At 60.3% G+C, this 16,778-nt stretch carries 18 protein-coding genes; 5 read left to right on the plus strand and 13 right to left on the minus strand.

What is annotated here, in order from left to right:
* From O3306_RS18635 to O3306_RS18645, 3 genes are all read right to left on the minus strand, one after another.
* Positions 1-279: transposase (locus O3306_RS18635; protein ID WP_272010117.1), on the minus strand; the 279-nt coding region annotated here is incomplete at its 3' end.
* Positions 280-506: 227 nt separating this feature from the next.
* A complete protein-coding gene (locus tag O3306_RS18640; protein ID WP_272010119.1) occupies positions 507-695 on the minus strand; it encodes a hypothetical protein in 189 nt (62 codons plus the stop codon).
* 145 nt (positions 696-840) lie between these two features.
* Positions 841-1,443 (minus strand): L,D-transpeptidase family protein, encoded by a 603-nt coding sequence (locus O3306_RS18645; protein WP_272010121.1) that lies wholly within the window; start codon positions 1,441-1,443, stop codon positions 841-843.
* Between the two features lie 172 nt (positions 1,444-1,615).
* Between O3306_RS18645 and O3306_RS18650 the strand changes: the two genes are divergently transcribed.
* Entirely contained in the window at positions 1,616-2,134 is a 519-nt protein-coding gene (locus O3306_RS18650) for a CAP domain-containing protein (protein ID WP_272010123.1), read from the plus strand.
* A gap of 93 nt (positions 2,135-2,227) precedes the next feature.
* On the opposite strand, the gene O3306_RS18655 is transcribed toward O3306_RS18650, so the two are convergent.
* The 5 genes from O3306_RS18655 to hslO form a co-directional block, all read right to left on the minus strand.
* The gene (locus O3306_RS18655) at positions 2,228-2,722 is read right to left on the minus strand and encodes a L,D-transpeptidase family protein (protein WP_272010125.1); all 495 of its coding nucleotides are present in this window, start codon (positions 2,720-2,722) and stop codon (positions 2,228-2,230) included.
* 76 nt (positions 2,723-2,798) lie between these two features.
* Positions 2,799-4,022 carry a class I SAM-dependent RNA methyltransferase gene (locus tag O3306_RS18660; protein ID WP_272010127.1) on the minus strand — a complete coding sequence of 408 codons (1,224 nt, stop codon included), beginning with the start codon at positions 4,020-4,022 and terminating at the stop codon, positions 2,799-2,801.
* Positions 4,019-5,176, minus strand: a complete 1,158-nt coding sequence (locus O3306_RS18665) for a CCA tRNA nucleotidyltransferase (protein WP_272010129.1) — start codon at positions 5,174-5,176, stop codon at positions 4,019-4,021. The genes O3306_RS18660 and O3306_RS18665 overlap by 4 nt, the downstream gene beginning before the upstream one ends.
* Positions 5,173-5,775 carry a CoA pyrophosphatase gene (locus O3306_RS18670; RefSeq protein ID WP_272010130.1) on the minus strand — a complete coding sequence of 201 codons (603 nt, stop codon included), beginning with the start codon at positions 5,773-5,775 and terminating at the stop codon, positions 5,173-5,175. Before O3306_RS18670 ends, O3306_RS18665 begins: the two co-directional genes overlap by 4 nt.
* Positions 5,765-6,760: an Hsp33 family molecular chaperone HslO gene (gene hslO, locus O3306_RS18675; RefSeq protein WP_272010132.1), complete on the minus strand. Its 996-nt coding sequence runs from the start codon at positions 6,758-6,760 to the stop codon at positions 5,765-5,767. The genes O3306_RS18670 and hslO overlap by 11 nt, the downstream gene beginning before the upstream one ends.
* 81 nt (positions 6,761-6,841) lie before the next feature.
* Between hslO and O3306_RS18680 the strand changes: the two genes are divergently transcribed.
* Positions 6,842-7,279, plus strand: a complete 438-nt coding sequence (locus tag O3306_RS18680; protein WP_272010134.1) for an NUDIX hydrolase — start codon at positions 6,842-6,844, stop codon at positions 7,277-7,279.
* A 21-nt stretch (positions 7,280-7,300) separates the two neighbouring features.
* On the opposite strand, the gene O3306_RS18685 is transcribed toward O3306_RS18680, so the two are convergent.
* On the minus strand, positions 7,301-8,578 hold the full coding sequence (locus O3306_RS18685; RefSeq protein ID WP_272010135.1) for a PP2C family protein-serine/threonine phosphatase: 1,278 nt from the start codon (positions 8,576-8,578) through the stop codon (positions 7,301-7,303).
* 170 nt (positions 8,579-8,748) lie between these two features.
* Between O3306_RS18685 and O3306_RS22485 the strand changes: the two genes are divergently transcribed.
* Complete coding sequence (locus O3306_RS22485; RefSeq protein WP_442970022.1) at positions 8,749-8,922, plus strand: hypothetical protein; 174 nt, start codon at positions 8,749-8,751, stop codon at positions 8,920-8,922.
* Positions 8,923-9,095: 173 nt separating this feature from the next.
* On the opposite strand, the gene ilvA is transcribed toward O3306_RS22485, so the two are convergent.
* Both ilvA and O3306_RS18700 read right to left on the minus strand, forming a co-directional pair.
* Positions 9,096-10,343 (minus strand): threonine ammonia-lyase IlvA, encoded by a 1,248-nt coding sequence (gene ilvA / locus O3306_RS18695; protein ID WP_272010137.1) that lies wholly within the window; start codon positions 10,341-10,343, stop codon positions 9,096-9,098.
* Positions 10,344-10,416: 73 nt separating this feature from the next.
* Entirely contained in the window at positions 10,417-11,166 is a 750-nt protein-coding gene (locus tag O3306_RS18700) for a hypothetical protein (RefSeq protein WP_272010139.1), read from the minus strand.
* A 132-nt stretch (positions 11,167-11,298) separates the two neighbouring features.
* Between O3306_RS18700 and O3306_RS18705 the strand changes: the two genes are divergently transcribed.
* Together O3306_RS18705 and msrA are read left to right on the plus strand one after the other, a co-directional pair.
* Positions 11,299-12,525, plus strand: a complete 1,227-nt coding sequence (locus tag O3306_RS18705) for an argininosuccinate synthase (protein ID WP_272010141.1) — start codon at positions 11,299-11,301, stop codon at positions 12,523-12,525.
* Positions 12,526-12,846: 321 nt separating this feature from the next.
* A complete protein-coding gene (gene msrA / locus O3306_RS18710; protein WP_272010143.1) occupies positions 12,847-13,503 on the plus strand; it encodes a peptide-methionine (S)-S-oxide reductase MsrA in 657 nt (218 codons plus the stop codon).
* Here msrA and O3306_RS18715 read toward each other — a convergent pair.
* Complete coding sequence (locus tag O3306_RS18715) at positions 13,497-14,369, minus strand: ribokinase (RefSeq protein WP_272010145.1); 873 nt, start codon at positions 14,367-14,369, stop codon at positions 13,497-13,499. The two genes, msrA and O3306_RS18715, sit on opposite strands and share 7 nt — an antisense overlap.
* Positions 14,370-14,423: 54 nt before the next feature.
* Complete coding sequence (locus tag O3306_RS18720; RefSeq protein WP_272010147.1) at positions 14,424-16,679, minus strand: NADP-dependent malic enzyme; 2,256 nt, start codon at positions 16,677-16,679, stop codon at positions 14,424-14,426.
* Between the last annotated feature and the right edge of the window lie 99 nt (positions 16,680-16,778).

Here is a 16,778-nt window from a genome sequence, read left to right on the forward strand (position 1 = left end):
GCAGAAATGCTGCCAATACGGGTTCTCGGCCCATCGCGCCACGACCGCCTCATCCGAGAGCGCGAAAGCATGCTGAAAATACAGAAGCCCCGCCACAAGACGCGGAGAGGTAGCGGGACGACCGGTATGGGAAGGAAAGAGCTCGGTCCATTCCCGTTCGAAGACCTCCCAGTCAATCAGGGTTTCCAGCTTCACCAGTTCGTGGCGCATGTCGATCATCTCAACCAATCGGGCGCGCAGGAGATCGTCTTGTTCCGGAGGGGGCTTTCGCGGCTTCATATCATAGCTCGAAATTGCAGGGTTCCTGCCCGGATAATACGAAATCCTGCGATTCCTGCCTAACAAATTCGCGTCATATCCAAGCAAAATCAAACGGATAAGAGTTGTTCAGAGTGGACTGGATAGACTGACGCCAGCCGGCCCGGATCGCGTAGCTACTGGGTATTCAGAACAGAAAAAGGCGGTGGAAACCCACCGCCTTTTTCATTGTAGAAACGTTGTCTGACTTAGTCAGCGGCAACCACAGCAGCCACAATCGCCAGCAGAACCAGCGGAATCCAGATGCCTGCAGCCGAAGAGCTTGCTTGTGCTTCTTCAACGATAACCGGTGCTTCCATTACGGGCTCTTCGTAGTTGCCGGCAAAGCCGGTCGAAGCAGCAGCAGACAGAGCAGCGGCGAGAACGAGTTTCTTCATAGTATCCTCCAGATATTGGCCCGGCATCACACATCGCAACGCCAAGCACCCAAGACTTTTACCTCGTAGTAATTTTCTAATCAGCAATCTGCTCTGAATGCAAACCCAACTTTATGATCCGGCAACACAAATCGCCCTGATTTCGTCAAATTAGCAACACCTGAGTGCCAACACGGGCCATTCCGAAGAGTTCTGCGATATGTTGGTTATACAGCCCGATGCACCCGTTCGATGACCGCCGGCCAATCTTGCGAGTGTCGTGGGTGCCGTGGATGCGGTAATAGGTCCAGCTGAGGTAAAGTGCGTGGGTTCCCAACGGATTATCCGGGCCGGCGGGTACGAATTTCGGCCAATCCGGGTTGCGCTTGAGCATGTTGGGCGTCGGACGCCATTCCGGGCCTTCGACCTTGCGCACCACCTGGGTACGTCCACGTCGTGTCAGATCTTCTGACAGCGGCACCGATGATGGGTAGAGTTTATAGGTGACACCATCCTCGTCCCAGTAATGCAGCGCGCGGCTGTCGACATCGACCAGAATCGCGCCGTTTCTCAGGTTCGAGAAATATGGCTGCCAGTCCAGAGCCCGAAAACTGGAAATATTGCGCCGTACTGCTTCTGTTACGTCGCGCTCGATCTCGACCGTACCGGCACCGTCAACGTCCTGAGCCAGAGCCGGTGCCCCGATCATGGCGGCACTGCCTGCCAAAAAATGACGCCTATTCAGTTTGTTGGAGAATTTCATTGCCATGCTCGTCTCCTAAGGGTCGTAAATTTATCAGATTGGGTAGATATATGGCGCGAATGTCGCAGTCGCAATTCAAACCATTGTGTCACGGCAAAGTTCCGGCCATGTGGGTTTGAAACGCAACGTCGGGCATTGTAGAGCTTTTCGAAACAAACCAACGGGGTGGACCCACCATATGGCGCGTATTCTGGTAATTCTATTGTCGGCTGTTCTGGCACTCGGGGCCTGCGCGGCACCCCCGCCACAGAAACCGACGCTCGGCGCTGACGGCAAACCGTTGCCCAAACTCTACCGGATACGCGCAGGTGATTCGTCGCGCATTCAGTTCCGCATTCTCGATTCGGTCAATGCGCTTCGCGAGGCAGCCGGGCAACCGCCGGTCGTACTCGATGCCAAGCTCAATGCCGCCGCCGCGACCCATTCGCGCGACATGTCGGTGCAGAATCGTCCCTGGCATTTCGGCTCTGACGGGTCTTCGCCGATCGATCGGGTCCGCCGCGTTGGCTATGAGGGCGAACTGGTCGGCGAGAACATCTCCGAAACCTACGAGACCGAGCTGGAAACGCTCGCCGCCTGGATGGATCAAGCGAACACGCGTGGCGTGATCCTGTCGCCTGAGGCCCGCAGAATGGGCTTTTCCTGGCTTCAGGAGGACAATGGCAAGATCTGGTGGACGATGGTGATGGGCAACTAAGCCTGTCCGGGAAAGCAGCCTACCAGCGTATCCAGCTAAAGCACACAATCCGGCAGCCAGACCTATCTTCTAGCTGCCGCGCGCATTCGGGCCTCACGGGTTAATGGTGATGGGCGTCCCGTTCCGCACCATGGCGTAGATCCATTCAATCTCGCGATCTTTCACCGAAATGCATCCAGCGGTCCAGTCAGGGCCGGTGCCCTTCTTCTTGTTCGGTCGTCCGTGGATGAAAATGTCGCCACCAGGGTTCTTGCCCCGTGCGCGCGCCTGCGCGCGATCCGCAGCATTGGGATAGGAAATCCCGAGGGACAGGTGAAAATCACTATTCGGATTGCGCCGGTCGATCACGTATGTCCCTTCCGGCGTCTTGCCATCTCCGCGCTCGGTCTTATGCCCAACGGGCGCGAACCCCAAATCGAACTTGTAGCTCTCCAGCACCTTGTCGTGGTGTAGCAGATACATCTTGCGCGCGCCCTTGTTCACCACGACATGGGTGACCTCTGGGCCGTCATATGTCTTGAATTTCGACGAACAGCCCGAAAGGCCGACGACCACCAGCGCAAGCGCGATGAATTTCAATATTCGCATGGTTTTCCACCCGTTTTATGCCTCGGGTGCAGCATAGCTTGGTTATGGGGGTGTCAGATAGGGGGATTTTGCCTGCTTACTTGGAATTCAACGTGAAATCCGCGACCAGCTCGATATGAGCCGACCAGCGGAACTGATCAACCACCCGCACCCGGCCCAGAGCATATCCCGCCGCCACCAGCGTGGCCGCGTCACGCGCAAAGGTAAGCGGATTGCACGACACATAGGCGATGCGCGCCACCTGTGCGCGGGCCAGTTCAGCTACCTGTGCCTCGGCACCCGCGCGCGGCGGATCAAGTACGGCCGCGTCGAACTGCGCCAACTCGTCTGGTAGCAACGGCCGGCGAAAGAGATCGCGCGCCTCGGCTGTGACCTGTTTCAGACCCTGCGCCTTGCGCCAGCCTGCCTCGAGCGCGTGGATCATCGCCGCGTCGCCCTCGACCGCATGCACCCGCGCACCGCCCGCCAGCGGCAACGTGAACGTGCCGCACCCGGCGAAAAGATCGACGATGCGTGTCGCGCCCGCCGTGTTCGCCATCACATCGGCCAGCAATGCGGCCTCACCCTCTGCGGTCGCCTGAAGGAATGCGCCGGGGGGTGGTATTACATGCGCGGCACCAAAGACCTGATCGGGCGTGCGCCGCTGCGCCACCGTCTCGTCTTCCCAACTGAGTCGCGCCAGATCATGCGCCTCGGCCAGTTGCGCCAGCTCGATGCGCAGCGGTCCATCCAGTGGCTTGCCACCCGTCACATGCAGATCAAGCCCGCCAACCGACAAGCATGCGGCAACGCTCAGTGTACCCTTGCGGCTGGCACAGTGCAGCGCCAGCGCCTCTGCCGCCGGGATCGCGCGCATCAGGTCGGGATGCAACAGCTGGCAATCCGGGATTTCCACGATCACATCCGAGCCCTTGGCGTGAAACCCCGCCATCGCGGCCTTTTTCGTGCGCCGGGCGGTCAGCGTTGCACGCCGGCGCGCCTGTGGTGGCGATATGGCGATGGGCGCAAAATCGGCGCTCAGGTCATGGGCTGCCAGCGCACTGCGCACGATGTCGGTTTTCCATTCCGCCAAAAAGGCGTCCGAAGCGTGCTGAAGCTGGCACCCACCGCAGGATTTGAAATGTCGGCAGGGCGGTTTGACCCGGATATCGGCCGGTTCCTCTATCCGAATGTCGGACAGGCGGGTGCCGTTCAGCGCCCCTGTGACCACTTCACCCGGCAATGTCAGCGGTGCAAAAACCGGCCCCTCGGCGATGCCATCGCCCTGATGGCCAAGGCGCAAGATTGTATGTCGGTTCATTTTTGCACGTCCTTCAACAATTCATCGCGGCTCAGGGAAAATCCCGACGCGACCCAGCGCGCCTGCAATGCCTTTAATGCAGCCCCGAGCGCCGGGCCGGTGAGCGCGGGCATCAGATCAGCGGCCCTGATCGGAAAGGTTGCCTCAGCCCCGGTAGCTGCCAACTCTAGCGCATCCGCTGAAAGAGGGCTTTCCAACAATGCCGCTCGCAGCAGCAGAATATCACGCGCGGTATCAAAACCATGCCGATAGCCCAGTGCGCCGGGGGCTTCAGCGCTGCCCACCGCCTGCCGTAATACATCCAGCCGCGCTGCCTCGGCGTTGCTTAGGCGCAGCCGGTCGGGCGCGTCAGCACCGCCCAGCGCAGCGAGTCGCCGGATCGGATCCGGAGCGATCTGATGCGCTGCCTCGTGATGCACCAAAGGCCCCAGCGCGCTGTCGTCACTGCCCGGCAGAATGCGCGATAAGATCCCGCTCTGCCGCATCGCCGCGATAGCCTGCGCAGGATCAGGAGCGGCCAACAGCTTGCGCATCTCCTGGCCGATCCGTTCCCGGGCGATCCCGTCCAGCCCGTCCTGATACCGCGCCGCCGCCGCCAACCCGTCGGGGTCGATCCCGGCCTCGCCGCCAAACCAGGCAAAGAACCGGAAAAATCGCAGGATGCGCAGATAATCTTCACGAATGCGCCGCTCTGGGTCCTCGACGAACCGCACGCGCCCGGCGCGCGCATCGGTCAAGCCACCCAACGGGTCGATCACCGTCCCGTCTGCAGCAGCATAAAGCGCATTCATCGTGAAATCACGGCGGCGCGCGTCCTCTGCCATGTCATCGGTAAAGGCAACCCGCGCGTGCCGCCCGTCGGTTTCGACATCGCGGCGAAAGCTGGTGACTTCATGTGGCTTGCCGTCCACCACAAGCGTCACGGTGCCGTGGTCCAGCCCTGTCGGCACGCAGCGCACGCCAGCGGCCTTGGCCAGCGCGATCACCTGCTGCGGTGTGGCATCCGTCGCCAGATCGAGGTCACCCACCGGGCGGCCAAGTACCGCGTCTCGTACCGCGCCGCCCACCAGATAGGCCGCATGCCCACCTTCTGCGATCAATGAAAATACAGACTGCAGATGCGGCGCATTCAACCAATCGCCGGTAATCTTCATGATCGTTCTGCCATGTCAGCAATGCTGCGCAGGATGCGCGCAGTCGCGCCCCAGATGTAATAGGGACCAAAGGGAACCGTGTAGTAGCGCCGCAGCGAGCCACGCCAATACCGCGCCTCTATCCGGTAATTGGCGGGTGTCATCAGGTGCGACAGCGGCACATCGAAAACCTCGTCCACCTCGCCCGCCTCGGGAACCGGCTGAAACGGTCGCGTCAGGCGACCGATCACCGGCGTGATCCGAAACCCGGTCACCGTCTCGTGCACCGGCATCATGCCCATCACCTCTACCAACGCCGGGTCGAGGCCGATTTCCTCATTTGCTTCGCGCAGTGCCGCGGCGATCACATCCGCGTCGCCCGGGTCTTGCTTGCCCCCCGGAAAGGCAATCTGCCCCGGATGATGTTTCAGCGCCGAGGATCGCTTGGTCAGGATCACCCGCGGCTCATCGCGGCCCATCACGATAGGCACCAGAACCCCGGCAGGGCGCAGGCGGCGCCCCTCGGGCAGCACTGTTTCCGGGTTCAGGTCGAAATCCGACGATGCCCCCGCTGGATTTTCCAGTGCGGCACGCACCAAGCCCAGCGGATCATGCGTCATCGCCTACACCGCTCTTCGCATCAAAGCCCAGCGTTTGAGGGTCCATATCGTAATGCGCGCCGCAGAACTGGCAATCGGCGGTCACGCGCCCCTCATCAGTTGTCATCTTTTCAATATCGCGGGCAGAATAGATCGACAGGCTCTGGCGTACACGATCTTCCGAGCAGCTACAGCCAAACCGCACCGACTGTGCATCGAACACGCGCGGCCCCTCTTCGTGAAAGAGCCGCACCAGAAGATCGGTGGGCGGCACAGATGGGCCGATCAGCTCCAGTTCCTCGACGGTATCGAGCAGGATGTTGACCCGGCTCCAGTTTTCACCCTCTTCCTCGCTAAGGATATCAGCCGCTTCCAGCAGGCCGTCGATCCCCGACCCGCCATCCTTGGCAAATGGCGACGCCGGCGGCATATGTTGCAGCATCACGCCGCCCGCGCGCCAGCGCTCCTCTCCACCCGGTTCTGTCGAACGCCCGAAACTGAGCGAGAAACGGGTCGGCAACTGCTCTGACTGGGCAAAATATGCCTCGGCGCAGGCGCGCAGGCTGCCACCGGCCAGAGGCGTTATCCCCTTATAGGGTTCGGTCCCCTTGCCCTGATCCAGCAGAACGGCAAAATACCCGTCGCCCACCTGATCAAATGGCGTGCCATCTGTCAGGCGCTCAGCGTCATAGCTGGCATAGGCGCGGATGCGCGCCGGCTCGCCCTCTGCACCGGGACCGTAGTAATCAGTTGCGATCATCCGCACTGCGCCCTTGGATTGCACCTGTAGCGACAGCTTCCAGCGCAGCTTGATCGTCTGACCAATCAGCGCCGTCAGCAGGGCCATTTCAGCCACCAGCGCCTCAACCACTGGCGGATAATCATGCTGTTTCAAGATGCCGTCCAGCACCCCATCAAGCCGCGCAACACGGCCGCGAATATCCGATTGGTCGAGTTGGAACGGCAACACCGTGTCGTCCCAGGCGAGTTTTTCCGCAAAAGTCATGGGGTTTCCTTATTTGCCAAGGCTTGGCATATCGTGAAGATATAGGCAGGTTCAAGGCAGGGTCCAAGGGGGCAGCAAACCATGATCAGACGTGTCGGCGCCGCACCCGACCCCAGCATCCGTTATCGTCTGCGACCGGGGGTTTACGCGATCCTGCCGCTGCGGCGCGGCCTGCTGGTCACGCTCCAGACCGATCCCGGGCCCGAACTTCAACTGCCCGGCGGCGGGATCGACCCGGGCGAATCACCCCTTCAGGCGCTTCACCGCGAGGTGTTCGAGGAAACCGGCTGGCATATCGCGGCCCCGCGGCGGTTGGGCGCGTTCCGCCGGTTCGTATTCATGCCTGAATACGATCTCTGGGCCGAAAAGATCTGCACGATCTATACCGCCCGGCCCGTGCAGCAGGTCTCCGACCCGACCGAACCGGATCATACCCCTATGGTGATCAGCGTGGACCAGGCGGCAACCGAGCTGGGCAACGAAGGTGATCGGCTGTTTGTCGAAACCTACTGCCTGTAATGCGGGGCCGGTCCTGACGCCTCAGCTGACGTTCGGAACCTGCTTGACCTCCAACAACACCGCAGACACGTCATCCTCGAAATTGTCGCTGCCGGCAAAACCAGTCAGCTTCCATACCAGCGACTCCAGCATGGCCATGCCGCGTGTCTGGCGCAGATCACACAGCATGCCCGCAAGCCCGTCATCATCCAGCATCCTTCCTTGCGGATCGTGACATTCCGATACCCCGTCGGAATAGATAATCAGCCGATCACCACTATAAAGCTGTACGTCAAACGAAGCATAACTGGCCTCCGGGATCAGGCCGACAGGCAACCCTCCGGTGCCGACCATCTCGACCGTGCCGTCGGCGCGCTGGATCGCCGGGCAAAGATGGCCCGCCTGACACATCCGCACCCGGCCCGTGACCAGATCCACATCCGCCAGAAGCAGGGTAAAATAGTGTTCTGTCTCCAATTCGCTCAGGATCAGCCGATTGAGCGCCGCGACTGTTTCGTCAGGGGGGCGTGGCGTGTAGGCACCCTGCGCGTTAACCTCCAGCGCGATGTTCTGTGATGGGTTCGTGGCTGACAGATACCCCGCCAGCCTCGCTGTCATCAGTGCAGAACTGATCCCGTGGCCCGATACGTCGATACCGTAGAGGCCGATACGCGTCGCGCTGACCGGGTACATGCCCACCAGATCGCCTCCCACATGGCCGCTGGCACGCAGCAGCAACGAAACTTCGGCAGGGCCAAAGTCGCGGCACCTCTCGGAGACCAGCGATTGTTGCAGTTTCTTGGCTTCGTTCAGATCCTTGTCCAGCAGATCATATACGCTCTGCAATTCGGACAGGGTCGATTCGACCAACCTGTTCTTCTCGACGAGTTCGCGCTCGATCCGCAGAATACGCTCTCCCGCGGCGATCCGCGCCCGTAATTCGCCGGCATTCACGGGTTTGGTCAGGAAATCGTCAGGCCCCGCATCCAGACCAAAAGCCACCTCGTCCTTTTCCGATTTGGATGTCAGCAGGATGAAGTAGCCGTAGCAATCGCGTGTCATCGCTCTGAACTGGCGGCAGAATTCCAGACCGTTCATGCCCGGCATCATCCAATCGCTCAGCACCAGATCGGGAGGACTCTCGCGGCAGATATCCAGCGCCTCCTCTCCGGAGGCTGCCTGAGTTATATCAAAGCCCCATTTCCGGAGTAAGCTGGTCAATATCCGCCGTTGCAGCCGGCTGTCATCGACCACGAGAACCCGCCGGATCGCAGTGCGGTCTGGCTCTGCCAGCTCGGTCGATGGTTGTGCGTGTGGCACATTTCACCCCTCATTCTGGCCCCCGCTCAGCATCGATAGCCCGTTGCACCTTAACAAGATGTGAATGTTAAAATGCCGCGCGCCTTATCAGCATCAGACCCTGCCTGCGTAACCGCATGTTAACCCCAAGAGCGTCAGGCTCGGGCGGTGATAAAGTGTTCAGGTATGCCATGATTGACTGGAGCAGGGTCGCGGAGTTGCGCAGTGAAATCGGTGCCGAGGATTTCGACGAAGTGGTCGAACTGTTTCTCGAAGAGGTGGAGGCCGAAATTTCTGTGTTGCGCGCGGGCTGCCCCCCGAAGAATGGGAGGACAAGCTGCATTTCCTCAAGGGCAGCGCGCTGAACCTCGGGTTCCGCCAATTTTCGGGCCTGTGCCAAGCGGGTGAATCCGCTGCATCCGAAGGTCAGTTTGACCATATCGACATGCACGCGATCCTTGGTTCATTTGGCGCATCCTGCGCTGCATTTCTGGACGGGCTCGACAGGTTCAACAGCGTCTGAGTGGCGGCAATGGCTTTAGATCAGAAACTCGGCCAGTACATTATCATTGGTGATGTCGCGAAACTCGAACTCTCTTTCGCGCAGATCGGCCAGCAAGCGCTCGAAATTCTCTTCGCGTTTGGTTTCGATCCCGATCAGAACCGAGCCAAAATTTCGCGCTGACTTCTTGAGGTATTCAAACCGGGCAATATCATCCTCCGGTCCCAGGAGATTTAGGAAATCCTTCAGCGCGCCGGGTCGCTGCGGCATGCGCAGGATGAAATATTTCTTTACCCCTGAATAACGTTGAGCACGCTCCTTGACCTCGGGCAACCGCTCGAAATCGAAATTCCCGCCGGACGTCACGCAAACCACCGTCTTGCCCCGGATGCGGTTGCGCATGTCCTTCAGCGCGTCGACCGCCAGAGCACCGGCGGGTTCCAGCACGATGCCTTCGATGTTCAGCATCTCGATCATCGTGGTGCACAGCCGGTCCTCGGGGATGGTGATCGCCTGCCCGGGATCCAGATGGCGCAGCCGCGCGAAAGTGCGCGCACCCACCTGCGCCACGGCAGCCCCATCGGCAAAGCTGTTCACGTAATCCAAGCGCACTGGGGTGCCTGCACGCAATGCCGCGCCAAGACACGCGCCGCCCTCGGGCTCGACCAATGTGAATTCGGACCCGCTTCCGATATAGCTGCACACCCCTGCTGACAGGCCACCACCGCCCACCGGCATGACGATATGATCGGGCATCCCACCCAACTCACGCTCGATCTCGACCGCAACAGACGCCTGTCCTTCGATCACGTCCTCATCATCGAAGGGCGACAGGAAATGCCCGCCAATCTCGGCGCAATAGGCCTGCGCGGCAGCCAGCGTGATGTCAAAATAATCGCCGGTCAGCTCGATCCGCACCGCGCCTGCGCCGAATGTCTCGGTCTTACCGATTTTCTGCTGCGGTGTGGTCACCGGCATGTAAATCACGCCCTCGACGCCGAAATGGCGGCACATAAAGGCAACGCCCTGTGCGTGGTTGCCGGCACTGGCGCAGACAAAAGTAGGCGCCGCACCACCCTCCGGCACCGCATCCAGAACCTTGCGCATGGCGTTGAACGCGCCGCGCAACTTGTAGGACCGCACCGGCGTCAGGTCCTCTCGCTTGAGCAGGATATTGGCATCATACCGCTCGCTGAGATGTTCGTTGCGTTGCAGCGGCGTGGCGTCGAATACGGCGCGCATCGCGACCTCGGCGGCGCGGGCGTTTTGTCTGAAATCATTCATGCCGCCATGCCTGCCCGATCCCCCGCAGCCGCGCAAGAGGCTCTGACGACGCATACCAATGAATACGGTCCGCTCAGTCCAGCGGGCGCCCTTCGACCCAGTGACCATAGATCGTGGTCAGAATGCTGACATTGATCAGGCTCAGCACGAAAGTAAGTACCATAAAGACGCCCAACCCCAACCCGCCGTTGATATCCGCCGCTCCGGCGACAGCGGTATCCAGCAGGCGACTGGACGCATACCGGAATACCATCACCAGCAGGATTGTCAGACTTGCCCCTTGCGTGGCCAGCAGTGCCGCACCGAAACCCATCTTCTGCCCCAGTGCCGCAGCGGGCAGGACAGGACTGACTCGGTAGAGCAAGAAAGCCAGCGCAAAGACCCCGAATATGAATAGGTTGAACAGCGCCTCACCCAACACGCCCGTGACAAAGATCAGCACAAACAGAACAACCGCGCCAAGGCCAAAGAGTCGCGCCGAAGCGATGAGATACGCAATCGCCTCGTTGCGGTGCAGCCGCGGCAGCCAGCCTTTGGGATATTCGCCCAGCAGGATGAACCGGTGCCAGTTCACAAAAAACCATATCGTGGCAAAGACCCAGACCAGCATCAGCATGAATGCTTCTTCGCTGGCGAAAGCACCCAGAACGACCTGTTCGAACGACTGCGCATGCGCCATCGACCACAGCGGCCCCTCATGCATACGCAAGACCGCCGAGGCAGCGATCATCAGTGCCACGGGAATCAGCCCGATCTGTATCGCTTCGTATCGGTTTCGCCAGACCATGCGCAGCGCATGGGCGATGACTTTCAACCCGGTCATTTCCTCTTGGCTCCGCATGTTTTCCCGCGACATCTCGACCATAGTTACCTGCTCAGGGCAAGCGGGGCTTCCCTTGCCCCTGTGCGAAAAAACGGCTAACTCCCGGCGCGACCCTGACAAAGGAAACATGTGATGTCCGCGCCCAAGAAAGTTGTGCTGGCCTATTCCGGCGGCCTTGATACCTCGATCATCCTGAAATGGCTTCAGACCGAATATGGCTGCGAGGTGGTGACATTCACCGCCGACCTCGGCCAAGGGGAAGAGCTGGAACCAGCCCGCGAAAAAGCGCTGATGCTGGGGATCAAACCCGAGAACATCCACATCGAAGATGTCCGCGAAGAATTCGTGCGCGATTTCGTGTTTCCGATGTTCCGCGCGAATGCGCTCTACGAAGGACTTTACCTGCTGGGCACCTCCATCGCCCGCCCGCTGATCTCGAAACGTCTGGTCGAGATTGCAGCGATGACCGGCGCAGATGCCGTTGCCCACGGGGCCACCGGCAAAGGCAACGATCAGGTTCGTTTCGAGCTGGCCGCCTATGCGCTGAACCCTGATATCAAAGTGATCGCGCCCTGGCGTGAATGGGATCTGACCAGCCGCTCCCGGCTGCTGGATTTCGCCGAAAAGAACCAGATCCCTATCGCCAAGGACAAACGCGGCGAGGCACCTTTCAGCGTTGACGCCAACCTGTTGCACACCTCGTCTGAGGGCAAAGTGCTGGAGGATCCGGCTGAAGCCGCGCCCGATTACGTCTATCAGCGCACCGTCGCGCCAGAGGATGCGCCGGATACGCCCGAATTCATCGAGGTCGGCTTTGAGCGCGGCGATGCGGTCAGCATCAATGGCGAGGCACTTAGCCCTGCGACGATCCTGACGCGCCTGAACGAGCTGGGCGGCAAACACGGCATCGGCAGGCTCGATTTCGTCGAAAACCGCTTTGTCGGGATGAAATCGCGCGGCATTTACGAAACACCCGGCGGCACCGTTCTGCTAGAGGCGCACCGCGGGATAGAGCAGATCACGCTTGATTCAGGTGCGGGCCATCTCAAGGATTCCCTGATGCCGCGGTATGCAGAGCTGATCTATAATGGGTTCTGGTTCTCGCCAGAGCGCGAGATGCTGCAAGCCGCCATCGACAAGAGCCAGGAACATGTCACCGGGACCGTGCGGCTGAAACTGTACAAGGGTTCTGCCACATGCGTTGGCCGCTGGTCTGACCACTCGCTTTATTCAGAAGCACACGTCACCTTCGAAGAAGACGCAGGTGCCTATGATCAGAAGGACGCGGCGGGATTCATTCAGTTGAACGCGCTGCGGTTGAAACTTTTGGCGGCTCGGAATCGCCGGGTGAAAAGCTAAGATTTACAGAAGCTTGCGCCTCATTCAGTTCTTGCGAGTTGCCCTTGGAAAGGGGCAACTCTCTCCCATCGGACCTTTCTGACCAATCGGGCGCGGCGCCGGTATGGGATCACCCCTTTGCGCCGGTCGCCAAGACAGCACCCACGTCTGGGGGCGGTCCGGCGAAATGTTACAGATGACGGCCCAAGGCTAGGCATTGCGCAGGCCATTGGTAAATTGCCTTCACCTGCGCGTGACATCGTGTTTCGGCGTATTGGCGGAACCCATCACTTGGGTCATGCTCCAGACAATCCACGGAGGACCGGCAGCATGACAAACGCAATGACCAAGTTAAAAACCATTTTGCTGGGCGGGCTGATCGTGATCGGCTTTCTGGTACAGGGCAAGCACGCCCACGCCGCAAGCACTGAGGTACTGACCGTGGCAGGCGGCTGTTTCTGGTGCGTCGAATCAGATTTCGAATCCGTGCCGGGCGTCAGCGAAGTCATCTCGGGCTATACCGGCGGCACCGTGAAAAATCCGACCTACAAGGACGTGACTCGCGGTGGTACCGGCCATTATGAAGCAGTCCAGATCATGTTTGATCCGTCCCGCGTCAGCCGCGACACCCTGCTGGCGATGTTCCTGCGGTCGGTTGATCCGACAGATGCCGGCGGCCAGTTTTGCGACCGTGGAAACAGCTACCGTACCGCGATTTTTGCAAGCGGCCCGCGCGACACGGCCGCCGCGAAAACCGCCATCACCAAGGCGCAAGCGGCGCTGGGCCAAAAGATTGTAACGCCGGTATTGCCGCTTCAAACTTTCTACAAAGCCGAGGCCTACCATCAGGATTACTACAAGGGCAGGAAGCTGGTTGTGACCCGGTTCGGCCCCAAACGTCAGTCAGAAGCCTACAAACGTTACCGCGAGGCTTGCGGCCGTGACGTGCGGGTAAAGGCCCTCTGGGGCGACGCTGCGCCCTTTGCAAAAGCTCACTGATTCAGAAACGCCATCACCTCGTCCAGCAAGGGGATCGCTTCGGCGGTCCCTTTCTTTTGCACCATGAGGGCGGCTGCCGCGGCTGCCCGGCGCAGCACCTCAGTTACCTGCAGCCCACCGGCCAGTCCCGCCACGACATACCCGGCAAAGGTATCACCCGCCCCGGTCGTATCCATCACGCGAACGCTAAACGCGGGCACCTCGACCGGTGCCTTTCCCTGCTCCAGCCAGACCGCCCCGGCGGCTCCCTTGGTGATGATCGTGCGCGGCACTGGCAGATTTTGCACCCCCGTGCCCAGTGCCCCGGCCAACTGAGTAGCCTCGACTTCATTCAGGATCAGCAGCTTGATCAGCGGCAACATCGTCTGTACCGCCATGGCATCGAACGGAGCAGCGGAATATGCCACGTTCATACCCATCTTTCGCGCGACCAGCGCCGCTTCAGCCTGACAGTTCGTCTCGTTCTGCAGCATCAGCCAGTCGCCTGGCACTGCGTCGATCAGCCCCGCCACGACATGCTCCGCCACCAAAGCCCGGTTGGCGCCGGGAAATATGACAATCGCGTTTTCGCCTGCATCGTCCACGTTGATGATCGCGTGGCCCGATGGCTCGGCGCTGCACCAGATATGCGCGGTGTCGATCCCCTCACCCGCCAGCAGATCGACCATCCAGCCGCCGTCACCGCCAACCGCACCTATATGCACCACCCGCGCCCCTGCACGCGCCGCCGCAACCGATTGATTTGCGCCCTTGCCGCCCAACCCGCTGAAATACTCGACCGCCGCGAGGGTTTCACCCGGGGCCGGCAAATGCGGCACCCGATAAACCCTGTCCGCATTGATTGACCCCAGATTATAGACCGCCACCTTGCGCTTTCATCTTTCCAAAAATACCTGAACCCACCGCAGCCACGCGCGGATTCACCCGACTTTGCACGCCGCCAGAACGGCCATGTTCAGAATGTCGTTCGACGTCGATGTAGACGAACAGATCTGAACCGACTGATCGATGCCCGACAGGATCGGCCCGATCACGGTTGCGCCCGCCATCTCCTGCATCAACTTGACCGAGATCGAAGCAGAATGCCGCGCGGGCACCACCAGAATATTCGCCGGGCCGGTCAGCCGCTGGAACGGATAATTCTCCTGCGCCGTCGTGTTCAGTGCCACATCGACGGTCATCTCGCCCTCGAATTCGAAATCGACGCCGCGTGCCTCCAGGATCTTCGGCGCCAGGTGCATCTTTTCCGCGCGCTCGGACCGCGGATAACCAAAGGTCGAAAAGCTTACGAACGCCACCCGTGGTTCCAGCCCCAGATGCCGCGCCACGCGCACCGACCCTTCGGCAATGTTGGCCAGATCGTTTTCATCAGGCCATTCATGGACCAGCGTGTCGGCCACCAAAACGATCCGACTTTTGTGCATTAGCGCGGTGACACCCACCGCCCCATCTTCGGCGTCGGCGTCAAACACATGGTTGATCAGTTCCAACACATGCGCCGATTTGCGGGTCGCCCCGGTTACGAGGCCATCGCCATGCCCATGCGCCAGCATCAAGGCCGCGAAAACATGCCGATCCCGTGCCGCCAGCCTGTGCGCATCTTGCCGGTCATACCCTTTACGCTGCAACCGGGCATAAAGGAACGACCGGTAGTCATCCAGATGTTCAGTATTCGCGGCGTTGATAACATTGAGTTCGGAAACTGCGTCGCCCATGCCCGCCGCTTCCAGCTTGGCCCGCACATCGGCCTCGCGTCCGACAACCAGAGCTTTACCCATGCCGGCGCGCTGGTACTGAACAGCAGCGCGCAAAACGCGCGGGTCGTCACCTTCGGCAAAGATCATCCGCGCCTGCGCATTGCGCGCCCGCGCATTGATCGACCGCATGATTGCCGCCGTCGGATCCATCCGCGTCTTGAGCGTGACCTCGTAGGCGTCCATGTCGACGATTGGCCGGCGCGCCGCACCCGTGTCCATGCAGGCCCGTGCCACGGCGGGCGGGATGGTGTAGATCAGGCGCGGATCGAAGGGCGCGGGAATGATGTAGTCACGCCCGAAACTCAGCTTGCGGCCATAGGCCATCCCGACTTCGTCCGGCACATCCTCGCGCGCCAGTTTCGCCAGCGCCTCGGCACAGGCAATCTTCATCTCGTCATTGATCGCGCGGGCATGCACATCCAGCGCACCGCGAAAGAGGTAGGGAAAGCCCAGAACGTTGTTCACCTGATTGGGATAATCGCTGCGCCCAGTGGCAACGATGGCATCTTCGCGTACCGCATGGGCTTCTTCGGGCGTGATCTCCGGGTCGGGATTCGCCATCGCAAAGATGACGGGATCAGGCGCCATGGACGCGACCATATCCTGCGTCACCGCGCCTTTGGCCGACACTCCCAGGAATACGTCACAATCCTTCATGGCATCATCCAGGGTGCGCAACTCGGTGCGCACGGCGTGGGCAGATTTCCACTGGTTCATACCTTCGGTCCGGCCTTGGTAGATCACGCCTTTGGTATCGCACATGATGCAATTTTCATTGCGCGCGCCCATTGACTTCAGAAGTTCCAGACACGCGATCCCTGCCGCGCCCGCGCCATTGAGGACAATCCGCACATCCTCGATTTTCTTCCCCGACAGGTACAACGCATTGATCAACCCCGCCGCACAGATCACCGCCGTGCCGTGCTGATCGTCGTGGAAGACCGGGATATCCATCTCTTCCTTCAGGCGCTGTTCGATGATGAAACATTCCGGCGCCTTGATATCTTCGAGGTTGATGCCGCCAAAAGTCGGCCCCATCAGCCGCACGGCATTACAGAACGCATCGGGGTCTTCGGTATCCAGCTCGATATCGATGCTGTTGACGTCAGCGAAGCGCTTGAACAGGACCGCCTTGCCCTCCATCACTGGTTTCGATCCCAGCGCGCCGAGATTTCCCAGCCCCAGAACTGCCGTCCCGTTCGAGATGACCGCAACCAGATTGCCCTTGTTGGTGTAGTCATACGCCAATTCGGGATGTTCGGCGATCGCCAGGCAGGGCACCGCAACGCCCGGGCTGTAGGCCAGGCTCAGATCCCGTTGCGTGGTCATCGGCACCGTCGCGGTGATTTCGAACTTGCCAGGCGTCGGTTCCAGGTGAAAGGCCAGCGCCTCTTCATCAGTGAATTTAGGGTTGGCCATTGACGTGGTACATCCTTGCTAAACGGTTGCTCTTTCTTAACGGGCCTTTCAAACAGCCTCAACTGGAACACGCTTTGGGCTTTCGCCGCGTGGCATGGC

The sequence above is a fragment of the Roseovarius sp. ZX-A-9 genome (genome assembly GCF_028369135.1).
GTDB lineage: Bacteria > Pseudomonadota > Alphaproteobacteria > Rhodobacterales > Rhodobacteraceae > Roseovarius.

Coding starts and splice junctions, on each gene's coding strand:
- O3306_RS22485 (WP_442970022.1), top strand. CDS start 8,749: ATGATTGACTGGAGCAGGGTCGCGGAGTTGCGCAGTGAAATCGGTGCC.
- O3306_RS18640 (WP_272010119.1), bottom strand. CDS start 695: ATGAAGAAACTCGTTCTCGCCGCTGCTCTGTCTGCTGCTGCTTCGACC.
- hslO (WP_272010132.1), bottom strand. CDS start 6,760: ATGACTTTTGCGGAAAAACTCGCCTGGGACGACACGGTGTTGCCGTTC.
- msrA (WP_272010143.1), top strand. CDS start 12,847: ATGACCAAGTTAAAAACCATTTTGCTGGGCGGGCTGATCGTGATCGGC.
- O3306_RS18680 (WP_272010134.1), top strand. CDS start 6,842: ATGATCAGACGTGTCGGCGCCGCACCCGACCCCAGCATCCGTTATCGT.
- O3306_RS18665 (WP_272010129.1), bottom strand. CDS start 5,176: ATGAAGATTACCGGCGATTGGTTGAATGCGCCGCATCTGCAGTCTGTA.
- O3306_RS18700 (WP_272010139.1), bottom strand. CDS start 11,166: ATGACCGGGTTGAAAGTCATCGCCCATGCGCTGCGCATGGTCTGGCGA.
- O3306_RS18705 (WP_272010141.1), top strand. CDS start 11,299: ATGTCCGCGCCCAAGAAAGTTGTGCTGGCCTATTCCGGCGGCCTTGAT.
- O3306_RS18645 (WP_272010121.1), bottom strand. CDS start 1,443: ATGGCAATGAAATTCTCCAACAAACTGAATAGGCGTCATTTTTTGGCA.
- O3306_RS18650 (WP_272010123.1), top strand. CDS start 1,616: ATGGCGCGTATTCTGGTAATTCTATTGTCGGCTGTTCTGGCACTCGGG.
- O3306_RS18670 (WP_272010130.1), bottom strand. CDS start 5,775: ATGACGCATGATCCGCTGGGCTTGGTGCGTGCCGCACTGGAAAATCCA.
- O3306_RS18655 (WP_272010125.1), bottom strand. CDS start 2,722: ATGCGAATATTGAAATTCATCGCGCTTGCGCTGGTGGTCGTCGGCCTT.
- O3306_RS18660 (WP_272010127.1), bottom strand. CDS start 4,022: ATGAACCGACATACAATCTTGCGCCTTGGCCATCAGGGCGATGGCATC.
- O3306_RS18720 (WP_272010147.1), bottom strand. CDS start 16,679: ATGGCCAACCCTAAATTCACTGATGAAGAGGCGCTGGCCTTTCACCTG.
- ilvA (WP_272010137.1), bottom strand. CDS start 10,343: ATGAATGATTTCAGACAAAACGCCCGCGCCGCCGAGGTCGCGATGCGC.